We start from the raw sequence: 20,014 nt of genomic DNA, 5'->3' as shown, positions 1-20,014 counted from the left end.
GGGACTCCTCCTGGGGCACGACGTCTGGTGTCCCGGCCAGCCTACGAGCGGATCTGGAACAGTGGCACGGGTGATCCGACCGGTGGCCGTGCTGAGCCTGCTGCTGGTGGTCGGCTGTGCCGGAGATCCGGACGCGTCGCCCTCCCGGGAGGTGACCTCCCCGTCGGCGACGGCGAGCCCCTCGGTCGAGCCAGCGCCGACACCGACCCCGGAGGCCGTTCCCGGGGAGACGTGGGACCGTGACGAGCGCGGCCGGTTCGGGGACCTCGACGCGATGCTGGACGGGGCGGGCAGCTCGTGCGGGGTCGTCGTGTCCGACGGCGTCATCGTGCACGAGCGATACACCGCAGGAGCCGCCGAGAGCACGACACGGCCCGCCTACTCCATCACCAAGTCCGTCACGGCGCTGCTGGTGGCGATGGCGATCGACGACGGAGACCTCACGCTGGACACGCGTGTGGCCGAGCACGTGCCGGGCTGGCGTGACACCGCGTCGTCGCAAGTCACGGTCCGAGAGCTCATGGCGAACACCTCGGGCCGCGCATGGACCTGGGACCTGGACTACGGGCAGATGGTCCGTGAGGCGAGCGACAAGACGGCCTTCGCCGTCGGCCTCGACCAGCAGCACCCACCGGGTGAGCACTGGGAGTACAACAACTCGGCCGTCCAGGTGCTGGAGGCCGTGCTGCGCAGTGCCACCGGGCGTGAGGTCCGCGACTTCGCGGCCGAGCGCCTCTTTGAGCCTCTGGGCCTGCAGGACACCTCGTGGGAGACCGATGGTGTCGGCAGCACCACGACCTACTCGGGCCTGGCGTCCTCGTGCCGTGACCTGGCCCGCGTGGGCCTGTTGGTCGCCAGACAAGGGCAGTGGGGCGATGAGCGGCTCGTCCGTACCGAGACGATCGACGAGCTCGTGAGCCCCTCCTCACGACTCAACGCCGGCTACGGGCTGCTGTGGTGGGTCAACGGTGAGGGGCGTGTGCAGACCATCGACCGGGCCACGGGCTTCGCGGCCGACAGTGAGCCCTTCCGAGGGCGTCTGGGCCCGAAGGTCCCGGACGACGCGACGTGGGCGATCGGGTTCGGCAACCAGGTCCTCGCCGTCGTGCCGTCGCGTGACGTCGTCGCCGTCCGGATGGGCCCCCTGCCCGCCACGCCCGACGCCTTCACCCTGGACGGGTTCACGACGACCGTGCTGGCGGGCCTGCGCTGAGCTCGCTCAGCCCTCGGGCGTGGCGCCCTGCTGCTGGGCGGCGTCCTGCTCGGCCCGCGCCTGCTCCACCTGGCGGTGGACCTCGTCCATGTCGAGGTCGCGCACGGCGGAGATGACCTCCTCGAGTGCCTCGGAGGGCAGCGCTCCGGGCTGGTTGAACACGAGCACGCCGTCGCGGAAGGCCATCAGCGTCGGAATGGAGGAGATCTGGGCCATCGCGGCCAGCTGCGGCTGGTTCTCGGTGTCGATCTTGCCGAACGTGACGTCGTCGTTCTGCTCGCTGGCGGCCTCGTAGACCGGCGCGAACTGCTGGCAGGGACCGCACCAGCCCGCCCACCAGTCGACGAGCGTGATGCCCTCGCCGGTGACGGTGGTCTCGAAGTTCTCGTCGGTCAGCTCGATGGTGCTCATCAGGGTCGCCTCTCTGTCGAAGTCGTGGCGTTCTCCTGGGCACAACAGGACCGAGCGGCACAACATTCCACGGCCCCGGCACTCCCATCTGCGCGACGTGGGCCGGCCGGGCATGATCGAGGGCATGCTGGCACGACGAACCTTCCTCACCGGCACCGCGGCAGCGGGTGCCCTCGCGCTCGTCGGGTGCAGCGGCCGGGACACGCAGCCCACCCCCACCACGTCGGCGCCCTCGCCGACCCGGACGTCTGCCTCGCCGGAGGAGATCGCGCCCTCGGTCGCGGGCACCGTGGTCGAGGGGCTGAACGTGCCGTGGAGCATCGTGTTCCTGGCCTCGGGCGACGCTCTGGTCTCCCAGCGCGACGACGCGGAGGTCATCCGCGTGTCCCCGGACGGTGCGACCACCGGCCTCGGGCCGGTCCCGGGCGTCGAGGTCCGTACGGGCGCGGAGGGTGGCCTGCTGGGCCTGGCGGTCGACCCCGACGAGGACGACGTCGTCTACGCCTACGTCACCACCGCTGCCGACAACCGTGTGGTGCGGATGCGCCTGGAGGGCGACACGCTGGTCTCGCCGACCGTCATCCTCGAAGGCATCCCGCTCGGATCCAGCAACCACCAGGGCGGGCGACTGCTCTTCGACGGCGAGGGGTCACTGTTCGTCTCCACCGGGGACTCCGGGTCCGCCGATCTCGCGCAGGACCGCGGGTCGCTCGCCGGCAAGATCCTGCGTGTCGACCGAGACGGGGAGCCGGTCGACGGCAATCCCTTCGACGACCGCGTCTGGTCCTACGGACACCGCAACGTCCAGGGCCTGGCGTTCGACGCGGACGGGCGTCTGTGGGCGAGCGAGTTCGGCGCGCAGGAGACCGACGAGCTGAACCTCGTCGAGCGCGGTGGCAACCACGGCTGGCCGATCGTGGAGGGGGAGTCCGACGATCCCGAGCTGGTGGCGCCGCAGGCCACCTGGTCCACCGACGAGTGCTCGCCGGCCGGCCTGGCCATCACCCGCGACACCGCCTTCGTGGCCGCACTGCGGGGGCAGCGGCTGTGGTCCGTGCCGATCGGTCCGGACGGTGCGGGGGAGCCGAGCGCGCTGCTCGACGGTGAGTACGGGCGCATCCGTGACGTGGTCGTCGCGCCCGACGACAGTCTGTGGGTGTCCACGAGCAACACCGACGGGCGGGGTGACGTGCGCGGTGGTGACGACCGCATCCTGCGGATAACGCTCTGAGTCCGGCGAGACTACCGAGCGGTAGCCGGCCGCGCTCGGCGCCCCTTGCGCCCCCGAGCACTCCGCTGCGCTCCGTGCAGGGTGGTACCCCCAGCTTCGCTCGCGGCGCGCCTTCCGCTCGATCCTGCCACTCGCCAGGGCTCGCGTCAGGCCGGCTGCTCGCTCCCGCTCGACGGGGTGACGATGCACAGACATGACGGTATCCTCATGTTCATGGACGACACCATCTTCGACATCGAGCAGGGCCAGCTCGCCGAGGGCTGCCGCCGCTTCCCAGCGCACCGTCGCGACGTCCGCCACGCTCGTCCGGCGGCCGACCTCTCCTACCTGCACGAGGGCGGCGACTTCGGTCGGCACGCCTGGGACGAGGGTGGACGGCCCTGACCCGCTCCTGAACGCACGAACGCCACCTCCGCGGAGGTGGCGTTCGTCGTTCGTGGGGCGCGTCAGTTCTTGAAGGCGTCCTTGACGTTCTCGCCGGCGTTCTTCAGATCCGCCTTGGACTGGTCCTTCTTGCCCTCGGCCTTCAGCTCGTCGTCACCTCGAGCGTCGCCGGTCTTCTCCTTGGCGCTGCCGGTGACCTTGTCGACACTGTTCTTGATCTTGTCGTCGAGTCCCATGAGATGTCTCCTGACGTCAGGGTCCGCGTGTGCGGCTTGGTGCCAGTCAACCCAACGAGGGGCAGATCGCAAGTCGAGCACGGCGTCCTGTGGTCAACCTCATGCGACGCGGAAGGGCCCCGACCGAGCGTGCCGGTCGGGGCCCTTGCGCGACGTCCGAGGTGGGTTCCCTCAGGTCAGAGGGGACGGCTACGCCGTCCCCGGCACCGGTGGCGGATCACCAACGGACCGTGGAGAAGACCGAGCGACCCTTGGGTCCTCGCGTCAGAGGGGCTTGATGTTCGCGGCCTGCAGGCCCTTCTGGCCCTGCTCGACGTCGTACTCGACCTTCTGGTTCTCCTCCAGCGAGCGGTAGCCGCTCGACTGGATCGCGCTGAAGTGTGCGAAGACGTCCTCGCTGCCGTCGTCGGGGGCGATGAAGCCGAATCCCTTGTCAGCGTTGAACCACTTGACGGTTCCCGTTGCCATACCTACTCCTTCGAGATGAGCGCCCACGCCTGTCGTGGACACGTCGTGCGTCGCTTCACCCGGAGGAACAACCAGCCCGTACGGACCCGAGATCTCACGCGGCCAAATCAACCACACCAACGCGCCCAGCCTATGGCACGCGTGGGGGCGGAGTCCTCGCGGACACACCGGGGAGCGAGCGTGGGTCAGATGCCGTAGTCGATGACCAGGGGGGCGTGGTCGGACCAGCGCTCGCCCCAGCTCGCGGCGCGGTCGACCGTGGCCGACCCGGCAGCGGCAGCCAGCGCCGGCGTCGCGATCTGGTAGTCGATGCGCCAGCCGGTGTCGTTGTCGAAGGCCTGCCCCCGCATGGACCACCACGTGTAGGGGCCGTCGACGTCGCCGGCGAGGGCCCGGTGGACGTCGACCCAGCCGAGCTCGCCGACGAACCGGTCGAGGTAGGCCCGCTCCTCCAGCAGGAATCCCGCCTTGTTGCGGTTGCCCTTCCAGTTCCTGATGTCCCGCTCGGTGTGGCCGATGTTGAGGTCGCCGGTGAGCAACCCGTGGTCGGCGAGGCCGGCGATGGCGTCGAGCCGGGTCGAGGCCTGCTCCAGGAAGCGGTACTTGTCGTCCTGCTTGGGGGCACCGAGCTCACCGGAGTGCACGTAGGCAGAGACCACGGTCAGCAGGGAGCCGTCAGGCAGGCGCAGGTCGGACTCGATCCATCGGCCGGAGGTGTCGAAGTAGTCGTCACCGCCGCCCACCCGGTGCGCGACGGGCTCGCTGCGACTCAGCACCGCCACACCGGCCCGGCCCTTGGCCTCGGCCTCGGTGTGCACGACGTGGTAGCCCAGCGGCTCGACCAGCTCGCGCAGGATGTCATCGGGGGCCCGCACCTCCTGCAGCGTGACGACGTCGGGGTCGCTCTCGGTGAGCCAGTCGCCCATCCCCTTGCGGAGGGCGGCGCGGATGCCGTTGACGTTGACCGTGGCGATGCGAAGCACGCCCGACACCCTAGGCCCGACCGGGGCTCGTGGCCCCTGCGACGTCGATGATCCAGGCGAGCTCCCAGGCGCGCTCCTCCCAGGAGTGGTAGCGGCCGCTGACTCCGCCGTGGCCGGCGTGCATCTCGGTCTTGAGCAGGACGTCGACCTCGGTGGCGGTGGCGCGCAACCGCGCGACCCACTTGGCCGGCTCGACGTAGGCCACCCTGGTGTCGTGCAGGCTCGTGACGGCCAGGATCGGTGGGTAGCGCTTGGCCTCGACGTTCTCGTAGGGCGCGTAGGACTTCATGTAGGCGTACACGTCGGCGTCGTGCAGGGGGTTGCCCCACTCGTCCCACTCGATGATCGTGAGCGGCAGGCTCGGGTCAAGGATCGTGGTCAGGTTGTCCACGAACGGCATGCTCGCGACGATGCCGCCGAACGCCTCCGGCGCGAGGTTGGCCACGGCGCCCATCAGCAGCCCCCCGGCACTTCCTCCCTCGGCCACCAGGCGCTGCGGGCTCGTCCAGCCCTCGTCGACGAGGTGGCGTGCGGCCGCCACGAAGTCGGTGAAGGTGTTCCGCTTGTGCAGGAGCTTTCCCTGGTCGTACCAGGCACGACCCATCTCACCCCCGCCGCGCACGTGGGCGATCGCGAACACGAAGCCGCGGTCCAGCAGGGACAGGCGCGAGACGGACAGCCCCGGGTCCATGCTGATCTCGTAGGATCCGTAGCCGTACAGCAGGGCCGGGGCGGTGCCGTCGCGGGCGACGTCCTTGCGGGCCACGATCGAGACCGGGACGCGGGTGCCGTCCTCGGCGGTGGCCCACGTGCGGTGCTGCTCGTAGTCGTCCGGGTCGTAGCCGCCGAGCACGGGCTGGCGCTTGCGCTCGATGAGCTCGTCGGCGTCGACGTCGTAGTCGAACAGCGTCATCGGGGTCACGAGCGAGCCCATCCCGACCCGGATGAGGGGCTGGTCCCACTCGGCGTTGGCGCCCACTCCGGCGGTGAAGAGCTCTTCGCCGAAGTCGATCTCGCGGGGCTCGCCGAGGCCATCTGTCCCGGCGGGCAGGATCGCGATGCGGGCCAGGGCGTCGCGACGGTAGGACAGCACGACGTGACGGGCGAAGACGTCGACGTCCTCAAGCCGGACGCCCGGGCGGTGGCCGATGACGACCTCGGGGGAGTCGTACGGTCCGTCGGCCGGCACCGCCACGAGCTCGAAGTCCTCGGCGTCGTCGTTGTGCAGCAGCAGGAAGACGTCGCGCTCACCCAGGCGGGCGTGCTCCAGGGAGTACTCCACGCCCGTGCGCCGGGGCAGCACGATGCGGAACTCCCCGGTGGGGTCGTCGGCCTCCAGCACTCGCGCCTCGCTGGTGATCTTGGATCCCGCGCCGATGACGAGGTACCGCTCGGACTGGGTGCGACCGACGCCGGTGAAGAAGCGCTCGTCCTCCTCACGATGCACCAGGACGTCCTGCTCCGCGCTCGTGCCGAGCTCGTGGCGCCAGATCTCGTGCGGGCGCCACGCCTCGTCGACGCGGGAGTAGAACAGGTGGGACCCTGCGGCGGACCACGTGGCACCGTGGCCGACGCCGGGGATCTCGTCGCCCAGCAGCTCGCCCGTGCGCAGGTCCTTGACACGGATCGTGTACCGCTCGTCACCCACGACGTCGACCGACCAGGCCAGCAGGTGCTCGTCGTCGGAGACGCTGAAGGCTCCCAGCGAGTAGAAGTCGTGGCCCTCGGCCTCGAGGTTGGAGTCCAGCAGCACCTGCTCGCCCGGCACCTGCTCGCCCGGCACGAGGACGGGCGGGGTCCAGTCGTCGGGGTCGGCGAGCGGGCAGCGGCAGCGGATCGCGTACTGCTGGCCCTCGACGGTGCGGTTGTAGTACCACCACCCGCCGCGTCGCACGGGCAGGCTGAGGTCGGTCTCCTGCGTCCGGGAACGGATCTCCTCGAAGATCGTGGAGCGCAGGTCCGCCAGGTGCGCGGTGCGCTGCTCGGCCCAGGTGTTCTCCGCCTCGAGGTGTGCCAGCGTCTGTGCATCGTCCTTGTCACGCAGCCACTCGTACTCATCGACGAACTCATCGCCATGGTGGCTGCGGACGTGGTGGCGGCGGGGAGCGACCGGTGGCTGCGTCATGACTCGACGCTATCGGCCGGACCCTGCCCGCTGCGGGGGGTGTCATGACCAGGGGAGAGGCGTGCGTCGTCGGTGGCGAACGTGTGCACCGGACCGGCCGGTGTCGCCCGTGTCTCGAATCGGACGGTGACCCGGCCGAGACCCGCTCCCCACACCCATCCGTCGCCATGGGCCTGGTGGTGGACGTCCATCCCGGGCACCCAGGTCCGCGGCCCGAGGTCCGGGGCGGGCTCGAGATCGTCCCCGTCGGCGACGGGGTCCTCCTCGACGGCGAAGAGGTCCTCCTGGACCCAGTCGGCGAGCCCGCTGACGCCGACGCCGATGAGGCGCAGCCCACCGGAGAGCTCGGTGTCGGCGAGCAGGCCGGCGGCCGTGGCCGCCAGCACGGCGGGGGAGTCCGTGGGTCCGGGCAAGGTCGTGGAGCGGGTGTGCGTCTGGAAGTCGTGGTGCCGGACCTTCAGGGTGACGGTCCGGCCCGAGTGCCCGCTTCGACGCAGGCGGCCGGCCACCGAGCGAGCCATCCGCTCGACCTCGCGACCCAGGCGGGCGCGGTCGGTGACGTCGTCGGGGAAGGTGTCCTCCACGCTGACCGACTTCGCCTCCCTCGATGCCTCGACCGGACGGTCATCCTGGCCCCGGGCGAGCCGCCACAACGAACGTCCGGACGCCTGCCCCAGCAGGCGGACCAGCTCGTCCTCGGTGGGTCGGCGCAGGTCCTCCACGGTGTGCACGCCGAGGCGCCGCAACCGTTCTGCCGTCGCGGGGCCGATGCCCGGGATGGCTGTGGCCTGCATCGGGCCGAGCACGTCCAGCTCCGTGCCCGGCGCGACGACGAAGGCGCCGTCGGGCTTGTTGATCTCGCTCGCGATCTTGGCCATCAGCTTGGAGGAGCCGACGCCCACCGACGCGGTCAGCCCGTTCGTCAGCGTCGTCACGTCGGCCCGGATGGTCTCGACGAGCTCGGGGACTGCCTCGGGCCGGAAGTCCGGCGCGGCCGCGAGGTCGACGAACGCCTCGTCCAGGGACAACGGTTCCACGAGGGGCGACGCTCGTCGCAGCCGCTCCATGACGACCCGGCTGGCCTCGCGGTAGGCATCGAACCGGCCGCCCAGGAATGCGGCGTGCGGACAGCGAGCCCGTGCCTCGGCCATCCGCATCGCCGACCGGACGCCGTGCACCCGGGCCTCGTAGGAGGCGGTCGAGACGACGCCGCGGGAACCGAGCCCGCCGACGATGACCGCCTTGCCGCGCAGGGACGGCTTGTCCCTCTGCTCCACGGAGGCGAAGAAGGCATCGAGGTCGAGGTGCAGGACCGACGCCGTGGTGCGCATGGTCCGAGAGTAGGGCCGGTCCCGGCCCGGCCGGCGTCCACAGTCCTCCGGCCGCTCCGGCCTCTCGAGCGACGATGTCCACAGCGTTGCCGATCAGGCCTGTGGTGGCCGGCCCTCACTCACGAGGCTGGACGCATGTCCTCCTCATCGTTGTTCACCGCCCACGACGTGCCCGACCTCATCGGCGCCCTGCCCACCCGCTTCGGGTTCGTGCCCGAGGAGTCCGTGTGCGTGATCGCCACCTCGGGGCCGCGATGTCGTCTCGGCTTCAGCCTTCGGCTGGACCTCCCCGACGCACACAGCATCGTGCCGGCGGCCGAGCACGTCGTGGGGCACCTGCGTCGCCAGGATGCCGAGGGGGCGATCATCATCGCGGTCTCGCAGCGGCCGGAGCTGGCGGGCCCGGCCGTGTGGGCGGTGGAGCAGGCGCTGGGCGACATCGCGCCCGTCGTCAGCGCCTGGGCCACGACCACCCGCTACTGGACGACGTTCCACGACTGTGATCCCGAGGGGTATCCCTACGAGCCGTCGCCGCACCACCGGGCCGTGGTGGCTGCGATCGCGGCAGGGCAGGAGATCCTGCCGGACCGGGCGGCACTGGAAAGGCGCTTCCAGCCCGAGCAGAGTGCCCGTCGTCGATGGCTGGAGCGCACGGTGGACGGCGTCGCCCTCGACGCCGCTCGACAGATCGCCGTGGCCGACGCCCCCGCGGTGGAGGTCGGCCGGCGCGTGCTGGAGCCTGTCCTGGAGCGTGCGCTGCTTGGGCAGACCCCGACCGACGGGGAGGTGCTGCAGCTCGCCGTCTGGGTGACCACCCTGCCGGTGCGGGACTTCGTCTGGGGCTGGATCAATCGCGAGACGGCCCACGACATGCTGGCCCTCTGGGCCCACGTCGCTCGGCTCGCGCCAGTCGGCCTCGCGGCGGGCCCGCTCTGCCTCGCAGCCCTCGCGGCCTACCTGCGAGGCGATGGCGCACAGGCGCTCATCGCTGCTGAGCGGGCACGAGACCTGGAGCCGCACTACACCCTCGCGAGCCTGGTGATCGATGCGCTGGAGCGGGGGATCAGTCCCCAGGAGATGGGGCGGGTGAGCGATCAGCTCAGAGCGGACGACGACGCCTGAGACCTGCCGCTACGCTCGCCCCATGTCACCGCTTCGGGGTCTGCTGTCCGTCGCTGCCGCCTGGTTGCCCTGGGTGGCGGGCCACGCACTGGTTGCCTGGCAGGGGCTGGAGCTTTATCGGCCGATGGCCATGATGCAGGACGGCTTCTCACCGTCCGTCCTCGGTCCGCTGCTCGCTCTCCTGCTCGGGGGTGTCCTGCTCGGCGTGAGCGCGGTGAGCCTGCTGCTCTCGCCCCTGGGGCTGCTGACCGTCGGCGTCGCGCAGACCGGGCTGGCCCTCGCAACGGGTTTCCTCTGGGTCCGCGACGTCTTCAGGCTCGTGCCCGACCCGCTGCAGAGCACGGCCTATCCCTTCCATCTCTTCCTCGGTGTGTGGCTCGTCCTCGGACTGGCAGCCACCGGCCTCGCCTCGGCCTCCTGGGTCCGCTCGCGCGTCGGGCGCCGTGAGGGGTCTGCGACCCGCCGGCTGCTGTCCCTGGGGGCAGTGCCGGTCGTGCTGGTGGTCCTGCTCCCGCTGCTGCAGGGTGCCGCCACGAACCTGCAGACCTTCCAGGCGTTCAGTGGGGTCGACCTCGTCGGGTTCGGGCTGCTCGTCGTCGCCGCCGCCATGCTGGGAGCCGTGGCTGCGACCTCCGGCGTGAGCGCCGTCGGTCCGGCACTGAGCGGTGCAGTCCTGGTGGTCATGGCCCTGGGTGCGCTGCTGTCCCGCACGCTCGTGATCGACTGGGCCGGGGTGGAGATCTCGTTGGGCTGGTCGGCCATGATCGCCTCCGGGGGTCTGCTCATCATCGGGGTCTTCCTGGCGGTGGGGAGCCTGTGCGTCGCCGCGGCCGCGCACCTGCCCGCCACCCGGTCCGCGGACACAGACCTCCCGCTGACGCATCGGACCGCCTGACCGCTCGGCGGGCAAGGGGCGCTGGTGCCGCCGCGGCACTACGCTGTCCGAATGGGTCAGGACGTCGAGCACCGGCACTTCACCCGGGAGGACCGCACCCGCTATCGGGCCAAGGTGCGGCGCTGCCTGGACGTCTTCGCGAGGATGCTGAGCGAGCACGACTTCTCGGTGCAGCACCCGCACGTGGGCATCGAGATCGAGTTCAACCTGATCGATGCCTCCGGGGACCCGGCCATGAAGAACGCCGAGGCTCTCGCCGCGATCGCCGACGATGACTTCCAGACCGAGCTCGGGCTGTTCAACATCGAGATCAACGTGCCCCCGGCCCGGGCAGCCGGCGACGGTCTCACCACGTTGGAGGAGGCCCTGCGGGCCGACCTGAACCAGGCCCAGGTCAGGGCGGACGAGGTCGGGGCCAAGCTCGTGATGATCGGCATCCTCCCGACGCTGCGTGACGAGCACTTCACGGCCGACTCGCTCTCGCCCAACCCCCGGTACCACCTGCTGTCGGACCAGATCCTGGCTGCGCGCGGTGAGGACATCGAGATCGTCATCGACGGCGTCGACCGGCTCGAGGCCACGGCGGACACCATCATCCCCGAAGCGGCGTGCACGAGCACCCAGCTGCACCTGCAGGTCGAGCCCGAGGACTTCGCCTCGATGTGGAATGCCGCCCAGGCCATCGCGGGAGTGCAGCTGGCCGTCGGGGCCAACTCCCCGTTCCTGCTGGGCCGCCAGCTGTGGCACGAGACCCGCATCCCGTTGTTCGAGCAGGCCACCGACACCCGTAGCGAGGAGCTGAAGACGCAGGGGGTCCGCCCCCGCGTGTTCTTCGGCGAGCGATGGATCACCTCGGTCTTCGACCTGTTCGAGGAGAACGTCCGGTACTTCCCGTCCCTTCTGCCGATCGTGGAGGACGAGGACCCGCTCGCCGAGCTGGAGGCGGGACGTGTGCCCTCGCTGCCCGAGCTCCGGCTGCACAACGGCACGGTCTACCGCTGGAACCGGCCGATCTACGACGTCGCCGACGGCCGACCCCACTTGCGGGTGGAGAACCGCCTGCTGCCCGCAGGCCCGACGGTGGTGGACACCCTCGCCAACGCGGCCCTCTTCTACGGACTCACGACCGTGATCGGCCACAGCGAGCGCCCGTTGTGGTCCCAGCTGTCCTTCCGTGCCGCCGAGGAGAACTTCCACTCCGCGGCGCGCACCGGCATGGAGACGGACCTGTACTGGCCGTCGGTGGGCACGGTGCCGGCCCGGGAGCTCGTGCTGCGCCACCTGCTGCCGATGGCCGCCGCCGGGCTGGAGCAGATGGGCGTCGACGACGCGGTCGGTGGCCGGTTGCTGGACGTCATCGAGCGGCGATGCGTGACCGGGACCAACGGAGCGTCCTGGCTCATCGAGGAGTTCACCCGCCGGGCCGACGCCGGGGCGGACCGGGTGGAGGCGCTACGCTCGACGACGCGCGCGTACGAGGAGCACATGCACGCCAACGATCCGGTGCACACCTGGACCCACGGCTGAGCGGCCCCCGCGCCGGCCTCTTGAGGGCCGTGGCACAATGAGATGCAGAGGTTGACCACAGGCCTCTTTGTTGCGCCCTGATGCCGAAGCGAGAGGTGGACGACTCGGTGAGTCCCGCTGCTGGATCGAGGTTGATCGCCGCTGGCGCAGCCGTGACCAAGCGGCTGCGAGGCTCGCAGGACGAGGAGTCCTCCGGTCGCGACGGACCTGTTGAGGCGCCCCCGAGCGCCGCGAACGATGCGTCCCTGCCCACCACATCTCCGAGGTCCGAAAAGACTGTGACGAAGACTCCCTCGACCGCCAAGTCCACCGCCAAGAAGGCACCGTCCGCGAGCGCCGCCAAGGCCCCGGCCCCCAAGACCACCGCGGTCAAGAAGTCCGCTCCGGCGAAGTCCACGTCCCCGGTGAAGAAGACCGGGGCGGGCAAGAAGACCTCGGCCGCCGCGAAGAAGTCGACCGCCACCAAGGCCACGTCGACGGCCAAGACCAGCGCCGCCAAGAAGGGCAGTCCCGCCAAGAAGGGCGTCTCGCCGGCGAAGGTCGCGGCCAACAAGGCCGCAGCGAGCGATCTCGCCGACGCCAAGCCGGCCGCTCCCGTGGACATCGCCGAGGCGCTCGACGTGCCCGCCGCGGGGGGCGCCGTGCTGGTGGACGCCCAGGGCAAGAAGATCCTCCCGGACATCCCTGACGAGGTCTTCGAGAAGGACGTCAAGACCGACCCCACCATCAAGGAGGACGAGTCGGCGGCGTTCACGCTGTCGGCGGCCGACGAGTCCGACGAGCCGGTCCAGCAGGTGCTGGTCGCCGGTGCCACGGCGGACCCGGTCAAGGACTACCTCAAGCAGATCGGCAAGGTCTCGCTGCTGACCGCCGGCGAGGAGGTAGAGCTGGCCAAGCGCATCGAGGCCGGCCTGTTCTCGGAGGAGAAGCTGGCCAAGGGTGGCCGCATCTCCGAGAAGGTCCGCGGCGAGCTCGACTGGATCGTCATCGACGGTCGCCGGGCCAAGAACCACCTGCTCGAGGCCAACCTGCGCCTCGTGGTCTCCCTGGCAAAGCGCTACACCGGTCGCGGCATGCTGTTCCTGGACCTCATCCAGGAGGGCAACCTGGGCCTGATCCGCGCGGTGGAGAAGTTCGACTACACCAAGGGCTTCAAGTTCTCCACGTACGCCACGTGGTGGATCCGCCAGGCCATCACCCGCGCCATGGCCGACCAGGCCCGCACCATCCGCATCCCGGTGCACATGGTCGAGGTCATCAACAAGCTGGCCCGTGTGCAGCGCCAGATGCTGCAGGACCTGGGCCGCGAGCCCACTCCCGAGGAGCTGGCGCTCGAGCTGGACATGACGCCCGAGAAGGTCGTCGAGGTCCAGAAGTACGGCCGCGAGCCGATCAGCCTGCACACCCCGCTCGGCGAGGACGGCGACAGCGAGTTCGGTGACCTCATCGAGGACTCCGAGGCCATCGTCCCGGCCGACGCCGTGTCCTTCACGCTCCTGCAGGAGCAGCTGCACGCCGTGCTCGACACGCTCAGCGAGCGGGAGTCCGGCGTCGTCTCGATGCGCTTCGGGCTCACGGACGGTCAGCCCAAGACGCTCGACGAGATCGGCAAGGTCTACGGCGTGACACGCGAGCGGATCCGCCAGATCGAGTCCAAGACGATGAGCAAGCTGCGCCACCCGTCCCGCTCGCAGGTCCTGCGTGACTACCTGGACTGAGTCCGGATGGTTTCACGTCTGGGAACCCTTGCATGCGCAGCGGTTTCTTGAACTTGTGAGCGGACGCGTTTGCACCTCATAGTGCCTCTAGTCCCGACATCGCACACAGACTGAGGGCGTGTCAGAGAACCACAGTCCCGCGCCGTTCGGACCGTTACGGATGGCCGACAAGGCCGGGGTCTAACGCTTCCACCCGCACCTGCTGCGCCGCACCGATGGCTGCCCCGGGTGGTTCCGAGGGTGGACTGACGGCGGTGGCCGGCTGGACCCGCCCCGACATACCCATGCGGCACACCAAGGCCCAGTCCAAGTCCCGAGCCGCCGAGGAGCCCAAACGGCTGAACTTGGGCGACCCTTAGGTCAACTCGTCCGATCGAACCATTCTCGGCCCGCTATTGGGTTCTCCCGGCGCCAAGGCCCGGTCTCGCCCTACGGTTCGAGGATGAGCAACGGCGACGACGAACAGACGCCTACGCGGGTTTGCCGAAAGTGCAGCACCCAGAGTCAGACGTCCGGCGACTTCTGCCCCCACTGCGGCACGTCCTACATTGCCACCAGGCGACGTCCATCAAAGCGCGTTGCGATCATCGTCGTAGTGCTCGTCCTGGCCTTGGCGGGTGGTGGAGTGGCCTTCGCGATGAAGCAGCGGGGTGACGCCGAAGCGGCCGAGCAGGCTCAGAGGGAACGTGACGACGAGGCCGAGAAGCTTGAGCGCCAAGAGGCGAACGAGCGAGCTGCCGACCAGAGCGAGCGCGAGCATCGGACGACGCTAGTAGAGGAGCTCGAGAAGAACATCACCAATAGCGCCAAGGAGGCCGTTGATGACGGGGTGCTCGAGGGCCCGATCCTCAGTTCCAGCTGCACCGCAACCGGCGGCTCGGTTGACGATCTGACCTCGCTCACCGGCACCTTCAGTTGTATCGCAGTCAACAAGGAGAACGACGACGGCACGGCCAATGGATTCGAGTACGCAGGCACCGTCGACTGGGACAGCGGCGAACTGCAGTGGCAGCTCGGAGGATGATCGCGACTCGCTGCACGCTCTGCTCACCGATACGTACCTGGAACGGATGAGGAGCAACAAATGAGGAGCAACAGATGACCTAAGGGCCGGGCACCTACGGCGTGCCGAGTTGCTGGGAGGGACGTTCAACCTCGTCGATGAGTGCCGAGACACCTGTTGCGATAGGGAGTTCCTGGCTCGATCGTGCCATCTTTCCCAGTTCGGCTTCCAGGGGCTCGGCCGCGGACGTAACGTTTCCGCAACACGCCGCAATCGCGCAAGAGCGCCCACGAGCGACACCAACAACACCGCCCCAAAGGCTGGCAGGGATACCGTAATGAAGATCGTCCTCGCGATCGCTGCTCTCGTTCTGACCCTCACGGCGTGTGGCACATCCGCTGCCGATGAGCCCGCCGGGTCCCCGTCACCTGAGGTGACCAGTGAGCCACCCGCCGAGCCGGAGGCGGAGCGCCCGCCCGTCCTTGACGGTCGCGCGGAGGAGAAGAAGTTCATGAAGATCTCTCACCATGATCCCGAACCCGAGACTGCTCTCACGCCCGCTCCTGTGGAAGCGGAGCCCGACGTGTGCATCCCCGATCCCAACTACGGCTGCCATGGACCCGGCTTCGACGAAGAGGTCGCCGCCCTCAACGAAGAGTTGGAGGAGGGTCAATGACGAGGCACCAGCCACCTCTGAAGCCGACCAGTGACTGCCGAGGTCACCAACCTGTAGTTCGAGATCTCTGACGCCGAGCATCGCCAGCGGCGCAAACTCCTCCATCAGGCGACACCACCGGCGTCGTCGATAGCGGTTGAGGCGATGTCGTCGCGAACCTGGAGCAACATCTTGGTGTGCTCCACGTCAAGAGTTGCGGGATCTCGGTGGCGAGCTGCCTGAACTGGGGTAGGTCTGCGACATAGTCATCCACCACCGAGTCAGGGTGTCGTTACGGTGGATGCATGAGCGATCCGGAACATGTCGCCTTCGGGGGACGTCGTTGGTTCTCCTCGACGCTCGCGCTCGTGCTCATCGCCTTCTGGGTCGGCGTGATCGTGGTCGAGGGCTTCAGCTGGGCCTCGGCGGCCGGGATCGCCGGGATGGCGATCCTGCTCGGTTCGCACCTGTGGGACTGGCGACGCGAAGTGCGTCGCCGAGCCGCTGGCCGTTCGGCTGAGGTCCCGCGGCGCCGTTAGGGGATTGCAGATTAGGGGATCGGGGTTGGACGAACCACAGCCGCCTCCGGTCCGGTCGTGTGATTCTGGTGGACGTGAAGCGTCGCCTCGTGGCCGTGTGCGCCACCGCCCTCGTGCTGGTGGCCTGCGGCCCGGGGGACCTGGAGTCGTTGCAGCCCGTCGAGTCCGAGCCCTCTACGCAGCCGGAGGAGACGCAGCCGGAGCCGACGCCGACCCCGGAGGAGACCGAGGACGCGCCGGAGCCGACATCGGCCCTGGACGCGGCCGGCCTCGACTGGCCGGAGGTCTCGCCGGACAGCGTCGACTGGGCGGAAGTGCCGAAGGCACCCAAGGGCTTCACCGACGCTGACGTCGCTGGGCTCGCCAAGGCGTTGCGGAGCTGGGCGGTCCGCGCCGCTCTCGACCCCGGCGTCTGGTCCGGGAAGACCGCTCCCGCGGAGGTGCTCGCCCCCATCGGCGCCACCTCGCGGCACGCCGTCGCGGCGGCCGGCCGGTCCGTGAGCCCTCGGCTCGCCGTCGGCAACGTCTTCGGGAAGGGCGTCGATGTGATCGGCAGCCCGCGCATGACCACGGCGTGGCGGGTCGAGACCAAGCACAGCACACACGGCCCGGTGGTGCGGCTGTGGCTGCAGACTCGCACCGGCTACGAGGTGGAGCGCGACGGGACGACGAGCGTCGTCGGGGTCATCCGCGAGCATGCGCTGGGCGCCCTGCGCGGCGGCCCGCCCCAGGGCAGTCTCAGCGTTGCCGGCTGGTTCGAGTTCGGTGCTGACAAGTGCCCGCTGGCTCTCGAGGACGCCTTGGTGCCGGGAGCCGGGGGCACGGAGAAGTCGCTGGAGCGGTTCGCCAAGCTCGGCTCACGCGAGGCCTACGCGCAACCACGGCTCGGTGACGACGAGCGCATCGACGCCGGCTACCTGAAGCGCTGCAAGAGCAAGACCTGACCAGGCCCGCTCCGGTGCCCTCAGGCCTGGGCCCGGGGTGGAGAACGCCTCAGGCGTCCAGCGCCCTGGTGCAGAAGAACGTCGCGCCCGTGGTGTCGGCGAAGACGGGGCCGTCGCAGTCCTCTGCGGTCGTCACCTGCTCGACCACCTCCACGTTCGCACTGGAGCCGCCGCAGTCGACGACGCCGCCCTCGGCGTCCAGGCACGCCCCGACGTAGTCCTGCGGGCCTGTCGTCCCCCCGCCGAGCTGGGTCGCGGCCAGGCCGGCCCCCACGACGACGACGGCTGCGGCCGCCACCAGCAGGGACGTGCGTCGTCCGCGCCGGTGCACCGGCGCGGGTTCCTCGCGCTCGGACTCATCGACGTGGGGAGAGCCCTCACCGGAAGCCAGGGCCGGGGGCTGGAGCTCGTCGCGCAGCAACCGCCATGCTGCATTGATCCGCGCCATCTCGTCGGCCGCTGCTGTGCGATTGGCCGGGGAGGCCGTGTCGGGATGGCTCTCCCGGGCTCGGCTGCGGTAGGCGCGGTGTGCCGTCACGTAGTCGGTTCCCGGCTCGATACCCAGTACCCAGCAGGCCTCGTCGAACGTCATGGCGCCTCCCTCAGCCGCAGACTACGGGCTCGCGGCGCCCCCGTCCCCGGATCCGGCAAAAGGGTTGCGACACACGACGACGGGGCCGACCGGCGAACCGGTCGACCCCGTCGTGAAGCGGTGGGTGTCAGGCGTCCTGGGACGGCTCGTCGGCGAGACGGCCGGTCTCGTCGTGGATCGTCACGGCGACCTGGCGAAGCTTCTCCTCGTGCTCACGGGCGTGGTGTGCGCAGAACAGGAGCTCAGCGCCGCCCTCGAGCTCGACGCGGACGTACGCCTGTGCTCCGCAGCGGTCGCAGCGATCGGTCGCGTTCAGACCGCGCAGCTCAGCAAGTGCTGCCATGGTGACCTCAATTCAATCGGAGCGGGTTCTGTCTGCATCAACATCCAACCATGTCGCGGTGTTCCGCGCGGCATGAGTGACCTACGACATAGATACTGCCCGGGCGGGTCAAACTGGTGGCGACACGCGGGAGCTCTGCGTGTCTGAAGGGCCGCCGAGCTCGTGCTGACTAGGCTGACCGCAGGGGCGCCTCAGCGTGCTCCCGAACCCGCCGAAGCACCCCTTGGAGGCCGCCCTCGTGTCGACGTACGACGCTCGCAACCTGCTCGTCCTGGAGGGGCTCGAGGCGGTCCGCAAGCGTCCGGGCATGTACATCGGCTCCACCGACACCCGTGGGCTCATGCACTGCCTGTGGGAGATCATCGACAACTCCGTCGACGAGGCGCTCGGGGGATTCGGCAGCCGCATCGGGGTGACGCTGCACGCCGACGGCTCGGTCGAGGTCTCCGACGACGGTCGAGGCATCCCGGTGGACACCGAGACCAAGACGGGTCTGTCCGGCGTCGAGGTGGTCTTCACCAAGCTCCACGCCGGCGGGAAGTTCGGTGGGGGCTCCTACAACGCCACCGGTGGTCTGCACGGCGTCGGCGCCTCCGTCGTCAACGCGCTGTCGGCGCGGCTCGACGTCGAGGTCGACAAGGGCGGCGCCACGTGGGCGATGTCCTTCCGGCGCGGTGAACCCGGCGTGTTCGCCGAGGACGGCCCGACGGGAGGCTTCGCCCCCGACAACACGTTGCACAAGCGTGGCCGCGTCAAGAAGGCCGTGACCGGCACCCGGGTGCGCTACTGGGCCGACCCGCAGGTCTTCATCAAGACGGCGACCTTCTCCTACGAGGAGCTGGTCAACCGTGCCCGCCAGACGTCGTTCCTCGTCCCGGGGCTGGAGATCGTCATCAGCGACCTGCGCGGGGACGAGCCACGCGAGGAGTCCTTCCGCCACGACGGCGGCATCGCGGAGTTCTGCGACTACCTCAGCGAGGACGAGGCCGTCACCGACGTGCTGCGCCTGCAGGGCACGGGTGCCTTCACCGAGACGATCCCGGTGCTCGACGACAAGGGCCACATGACGCCGCAGGAGACCGAGCGCGAGCTCGGTGTCGACGTCGCGCTGCGGTGGGGGACCGGCTACGAGACGCAGGTGCGCTCGTTCGTCAACATCATCGCCACGCCCAAGGGCGGAACGCACGTCCAGGGCTTCGACCGAGCACTCACCAAGACCTTCAACGAGGTCCTCAAGACCACCCGTCTGCTCAAGTCCGGCGACCCCGACGTCATCAAGGACGACATCCTGGAGGGCCTCACGGCCGTGGTCACGGTGCGTCTGGCCGAGCCGCAGTTCGAGGGGCAGACCAAGGAGGTTCTCGGCACGCCGGCGGTCACCCGCATCGTGACCAAGGTCGTCGCCAAGGAGCTGACCTCGTTCCTGACCTCCACCAAGGCCGCCCAGAAGGCCAAGGCCCGCCTCGTCATGGAGAAGGTGGTCGGCGCCGCGCGCACCCGGCTGATGGCGCGTCAGCAGCGCGACAACCAGCGCCGCAAGAACGCCCTGGAGTCCAGTGCGCTGCCCGCCAAGCTGGCGGACTGCCGCGCCAACGACGTGGAGCGCACCGAGCTCTTCATCGTCGAGGGCGACTCCGCGCTCGGCACGGCCAAGTCCGCCCGCAACTCCGAGTTCCAGGCCCTGCTGCCCATCCGCGGCAAGATCCTCAACGTCCAGAAGGCCAGCGTCGGCGACATGCTCAAGAACGCCGAGTGCTCCTCGATCATCCAGGTCGTGGGCGCCGGATCCGGGCGCACCTTCGATCTCGATGCAGCCCGCTACAGCCGGATCATCTTCATGGCCGACGCCGACTCCGACGGCGCACACATCCGCTGCCTGCTCGCGACGCTGTTCTTCCGCTACATGCGTCCGCTCGTGGACGAGGGGCGCGTCTTCACGGCCGTCCCGCCGCTGCACCGCATCGAGCTGACCAACCCCAAGAAGGGGCAGGAGAAGTACATCTACACCTACTCCGACGCCGAGCTGCAGCGGATGCTGGCCGACCTCAAGCGCCGCAACCTGCGCTGGAAGGACCCGATCCAGCGCTACAAGGGCCTCGGCGAGATGGATGCCGACCAGCTGGCCGAGACCACCATGGACCCACGCCACCGGACGTTGCGCAGGCTCACGGTCGACGACGCCGAGCGCGCCACCGGGATGTTCGAGCTGCTGATGGGCAACGAGGTCGCTCCGCGCAAGGAGTTCATCGTGCAGAGCGCGTACGACGTCGACGCCGAGGCCATCGACGCCTGAT

At 69.6% G+C, this 20,014-nt stretch carries 20 protein-coding genes; 11 read left to right on the top strand and 9 right to left on the bottom strand.

The features are described 5' to 3' along the window. Nucleotides 1-70 precede the first annotated feature (70 nt). The gene (locus tag ACHAAC_RS07540; RefSeq protein ID WP_435715466.1) at nucleotides 71-1,213 is read left to right on the top strand and encodes a serine hydrolase domain-containing protein; all 1,143 of its coding nucleotides are present in this window, start codon (nucleotides 71-73) and stop codon (nucleotides 1,211-1,213) included. A gap of 6 nt (nucleotides 1,214-1,219) precedes the next feature. On the opposite strand, the gene ACHAAC_RS07535 is transcribed toward ACHAAC_RS07540, so the two are convergent. Continuing rightward, a complete protein-coding gene (locus ACHAAC_RS07535; protein ID WP_435715464.1) occupies nucleotides 1,220-1,624 on the bottom strand; it encodes a thioredoxin family protein in 405 nt (134 codons plus the stop codon). A 124-nt stretch (nucleotides 1,625-1,748) separates the two neighbouring features. Here ACHAAC_RS07535 and ACHAAC_RS07530 point away from each other — a divergent pair, with 124 nt between their 5' ends. Then, nucleotides 1,749-2,855, top strand: a complete 1,107-nt coding sequence (locus tag ACHAAC_RS07530; RefSeq protein ID WP_435715462.1) for a PQQ-dependent sugar dehydrogenase — start codon at nucleotides 1,749-1,751, stop codon at nucleotides 2,853-2,855. A 213-nt stretch (nucleotides 2,856-3,068) separates the two neighbouring features. After that, a complete protein-coding gene (locus ACHAAC_RS07525) occupies nucleotides 3,069-3,239 on the top strand; it encodes a hypothetical protein (RefSeq protein WP_435715460.1) in 171 nt (56 codons plus the stop codon). A 62-nt stretch (nucleotides 3,240-3,301) separates the two neighbouring features. Here the strand turns inward: ACHAAC_RS07525 and ACHAAC_RS07520 are convergent, their stop codons facing one another. From ACHAAC_RS07520 to ACHAAC_RS07500, 5 genes are all read right to left on the bottom strand, one after another. Continuing rightward, nucleotides 3,302-3,475, bottom strand: a complete 174-nt coding sequence (locus ACHAAC_RS07520) for a CsbD family protein (RefSeq protein ID WP_435715458.1) — start codon at nucleotides 3,473-3,475, stop codon at nucleotides 3,302-3,304. Nucleotides 3,476-3,739: 264 nt separating this feature from the next. Further along, nucleotides 3,740-3,943 carry a transcription antiterminator/RNA stability regulator CspE gene (cspE, locus tag ACHAAC_RS07515; RefSeq protein ID WP_435715456.1) on the bottom strand — a complete coding sequence of 68 codons (204 nt, stop codon included), beginning with the start codon at nucleotides 3,941-3,943 and terminating at the stop codon, nucleotides 3,740-3,742. A gap of 185 nt (nucleotides 3,944-4,128) precedes the next feature. Then, nucleotides 4,129-4,926 carry an exodeoxyribonuclease III gene (locus ACHAAC_RS07510; RefSeq protein ID WP_435715455.1) on the bottom strand — a complete coding sequence of 266 codons (798 nt, stop codon included), beginning with the start codon at nucleotides 4,924-4,926 and terminating at the stop codon, nucleotides 4,129-4,131. A gap of 10 nt (nucleotides 4,927-4,936) precedes the next feature. Continuing rightward, nucleotides 4,937-7,051 carry a S9 family peptidase gene (locus ACHAAC_RS07505; protein WP_435715454.1) on the bottom strand — a complete coding sequence of 705 codons (2,115 nt, stop codon included), beginning with the start codon at nucleotides 7,049-7,051 and terminating at the stop codon, nucleotides 4,937-4,939. Next, nucleotides 7,048-8,382: a DNA polymerase IV gene (locus ACHAAC_RS07500; protein ID WP_435715453.1), complete on the bottom strand. Its 1,335-nt coding sequence runs from the start codon at nucleotides 8,380-8,382 to the stop codon at nucleotides 7,048-7,050. The genes ACHAAC_RS07505 and ACHAAC_RS07500 overlap by 4 nt, the downstream gene beginning before the upstream one ends. A gap of 135 nt (nucleotides 8,383-8,517) precedes the next feature. Between ACHAAC_RS07500 and ACHAAC_RS07495 the strand changes: the two genes are divergently transcribed. The 5 genes from ACHAAC_RS07495 to ACHAAC_RS07475 all read left to right on the top strand — a co-directional run bounded on the left by ACHAAC_RS07495 (nucleotide 8,518) and on the right by ACHAAC_RS07475 (nucleotide 14,668). Then, complete coding sequence (locus ACHAAC_RS07495) at nucleotides 8,518-9,504, top strand: DUF4192 domain-containing protein (protein WP_435715452.1); 987 nt, start codon at nucleotides 8,518-8,520, stop codon at nucleotides 9,502-9,504. Nucleotides 9,505-9,526: 22 nt separating this feature from the next. Then, nucleotides 9,527-10,399, top strand: a complete 873-nt coding sequence (locus tag ACHAAC_RS07490; RefSeq protein ID WP_435715451.1) for a hypothetical protein — start codon at nucleotides 9,527-9,529, stop codon at nucleotides 10,397-10,399. A 51-nt stretch (nucleotides 10,400-10,450) separates the two neighbouring features. Then, a complete protein-coding gene (locus ACHAAC_RS07485) occupies nucleotides 10,451-11,926 on the top strand; it encodes a glutamate--cysteine ligase (RefSeq protein ID WP_435715450.1) in 1,476 nt (491 codons plus the stop codon). Nucleotides 11,927-12,171: 245 nt separating this feature from the next. Further along, nucleotides 12,172-13,644, top strand: coding sequence for an RNA polymerase sigma factor (locus ACHAAC_RS07480; RefSeq protein ID WP_435715530.1), 1,473 nt, complete (start codon nucleotides 12,172-12,174; stop codon nucleotides 13,642-13,644). 442 nt (nucleotides 13,645-14,086) lie between these two features. Further along, a complete protein-coding gene (locus tag ACHAAC_RS07475; RefSeq protein WP_435715449.1) occupies nucleotides 14,087-14,668 on the top strand; it encodes a hypothetical protein in 582 nt (193 codons plus the stop codon). Between the two features lie 403 nt (nucleotides 14,669-15,071). On the opposite strand, the gene ACHAAC_RS07470 is transcribed toward ACHAAC_RS07475, so the two are convergent. After that, nucleotides 15,072-15,428, bottom strand: a complete 357-nt coding sequence (locus ACHAAC_RS07470) for a hypothetical protein (protein ID WP_435715447.1) — start codon at nucleotides 15,426-15,428, stop codon at nucleotides 15,072-15,074. A gap of 179 nt (nucleotides 15,429-15,607) precedes the next feature. Here ACHAAC_RS07470 and ACHAAC_RS07465 point away from each other — a divergent pair, with 179 nt between their 5' ends. Further along, nucleotides 15,608-15,841, top strand: coding sequence for a hypothetical protein (locus ACHAAC_RS07465; protein ID WP_435715445.1), 234 nt, complete (start codon nucleotides 15,608-15,610; stop codon nucleotides 15,839-15,841). A gap of 74 nt (nucleotides 15,842-15,915) precedes the next feature. Beyond that, a complete protein-coding gene (locus tag ACHAAC_RS07460; RefSeq protein ID WP_435715443.1) occupies nucleotides 15,916-16,785 on the top strand; it encodes a hypothetical protein in 870 nt (289 codons plus the stop codon). 49 nt (nucleotides 16,786-16,834) lie between these two features. Here ACHAAC_RS07460 and ACHAAC_RS07455 read toward each other — a convergent pair whose 3' ends face one another. Together ACHAAC_RS07455 and ACHAAC_RS07450 are read right to left on the bottom strand one after the other, a co-directional pair. After that, nucleotides 16,835-17,377, bottom strand: coding sequence for a J domain-containing protein (locus ACHAAC_RS07455; RefSeq protein ID WP_435715441.1), 543 nt, complete (start codon nucleotides 17,375-17,377; stop codon nucleotides 16,835-16,837). Between the two features lie 127 nt (nucleotides 17,378-17,504). Next, nucleotides 17,505-17,720, bottom strand: a complete 216-nt coding sequence (locus ACHAAC_RS07450) for a DUF7455 domain-containing protein (RefSeq protein WP_435715440.1) — start codon at nucleotides 17,718-17,720, stop codon at nucleotides 17,505-17,507. 238 nt (nucleotides 17,721-17,958) lie between these two features. Between ACHAAC_RS07450 and ACHAAC_RS07445 the strand changes: the two genes are divergently transcribed. Then, on the top strand, nucleotides 17,959-20,013 hold the full coding sequence (locus tag ACHAAC_RS07445; protein ID WP_435715439.1) for a DNA gyrase/topoisomerase IV subunit B: 2,055 nt from the start codon (nucleotides 17,959-17,961) through the stop codon (nucleotides 20,011-20,013). Nucleotide 20,014: the final 1 nt, after the last annotated feature.

This window comes from Aeromicrobium sp. CF4.19 (assembly GCF_051262555.1).
GTDB lineage: Bacteria > Actinomycetota > Actinomycetes > Propionibacteriales > Nocardioidaceae > Aeromicrobium.
This window is presented reverse-complemented; position numbering and strand designations above follow the sequence as displayed.

Coding starts and splice junctions, on each gene's coding strand:
- ACHAAC_RS07535 (WP_435715464.1), bottom strand. CDS start 1,624: ATGAGCACCATCGAGCTGACCGACGAGAACTTCGAGACCACCGTCACC.
- ACHAAC_RS07530 (WP_435715462.1), top strand. CDS start 1,749: ATGCTGGCACGACGAACCTTCCTCACCGGCACCGCGGCAGCGGGTGCC.
- ACHAAC_RS07525 (WP_435715460.1), top strand. CDS start 3,069: ATGGACGACACCATCTTCGACATCGAGCAGGGCCAGCTCGCCGAGGGC.
- ACHAAC_RS07520 (WP_435715458.1), bottom strand. CDS start 3,475: ATGGGACTCGACGACAAGATCAAGAACAGTGTCGACAAGGTCACCGGC.
- cspE (WP_435715456.1), bottom strand. CDS start 3,943: ATGGCAACGGGAACCGTCAAGTGGTTCAACGCTGACAAGGGATTCGGC.
- ACHAAC_RS07505 (WP_435715454.1), bottom strand. CDS start 7,051: ATGACGCAGCCACCGGTCGCTCCCCGCCGCCACCACGTCCGCAGCCAC.
- ACHAAC_RS07500 (WP_435715453.1), bottom strand. CDS start 8,382: ATGCGCACCACGGCGTCGGTCCTGCACCTCGACCTCGATGCCTTCTTC.
- ACHAAC_RS07495 (WP_435715452.1), top strand. CDS start 8,518: ATGTCCTCCTCATCGTTGTTCACCGCCCACGACGTGCCCGACCTCATC.
- ACHAAC_RS07490 (WP_435715451.1), top strand. CDS start 9,527: ATGTCACCGCTTCGGGGTCTGCTGTCCGTCGCTGCCGCCTGGTTGCCC.
- ACHAAC_RS07485 (WP_435715450.1), top strand. CDS start 10,451: ATGGGTCAGGACGTCGAGCACCGGCACTTCACCCGGGAGGACCGCACC.
- ACHAAC_RS07475 (WP_435715449.1), top strand. CDS start 14,087: ATGAGCAACGGCGACGACGAACAGACGCCTACGCGGGTTTGCCGAAAG.
- ACHAAC_RS07470 (WP_435715447.1), bottom strand. CDS start 15,428: ATGGAGGAGTTTGCGCCGCTGGCGATGCTCGGCGTCAGAGATCTCGAA.
- ACHAAC_RS07465 (WP_435715445.1), top strand. CDS start 15,608: ATGAGCGATCCGGAACATGTCGCCTTCGGGGGACGTCGTTGGTTCTCC.
- ACHAAC_RS07455 (WP_435715441.1), bottom strand. CDS start 17,377: ATGACGTTCGACGAGGCCTGCTGGGTACTGGGTATCGAGCCGGGAACC.
- ACHAAC_RS07450 (WP_435715440.1), bottom strand. CDS start 17,720: ATGGCAGCACTTGCTGAGCTGCGCGGTCTGAACGCGACCGATCGCTGC.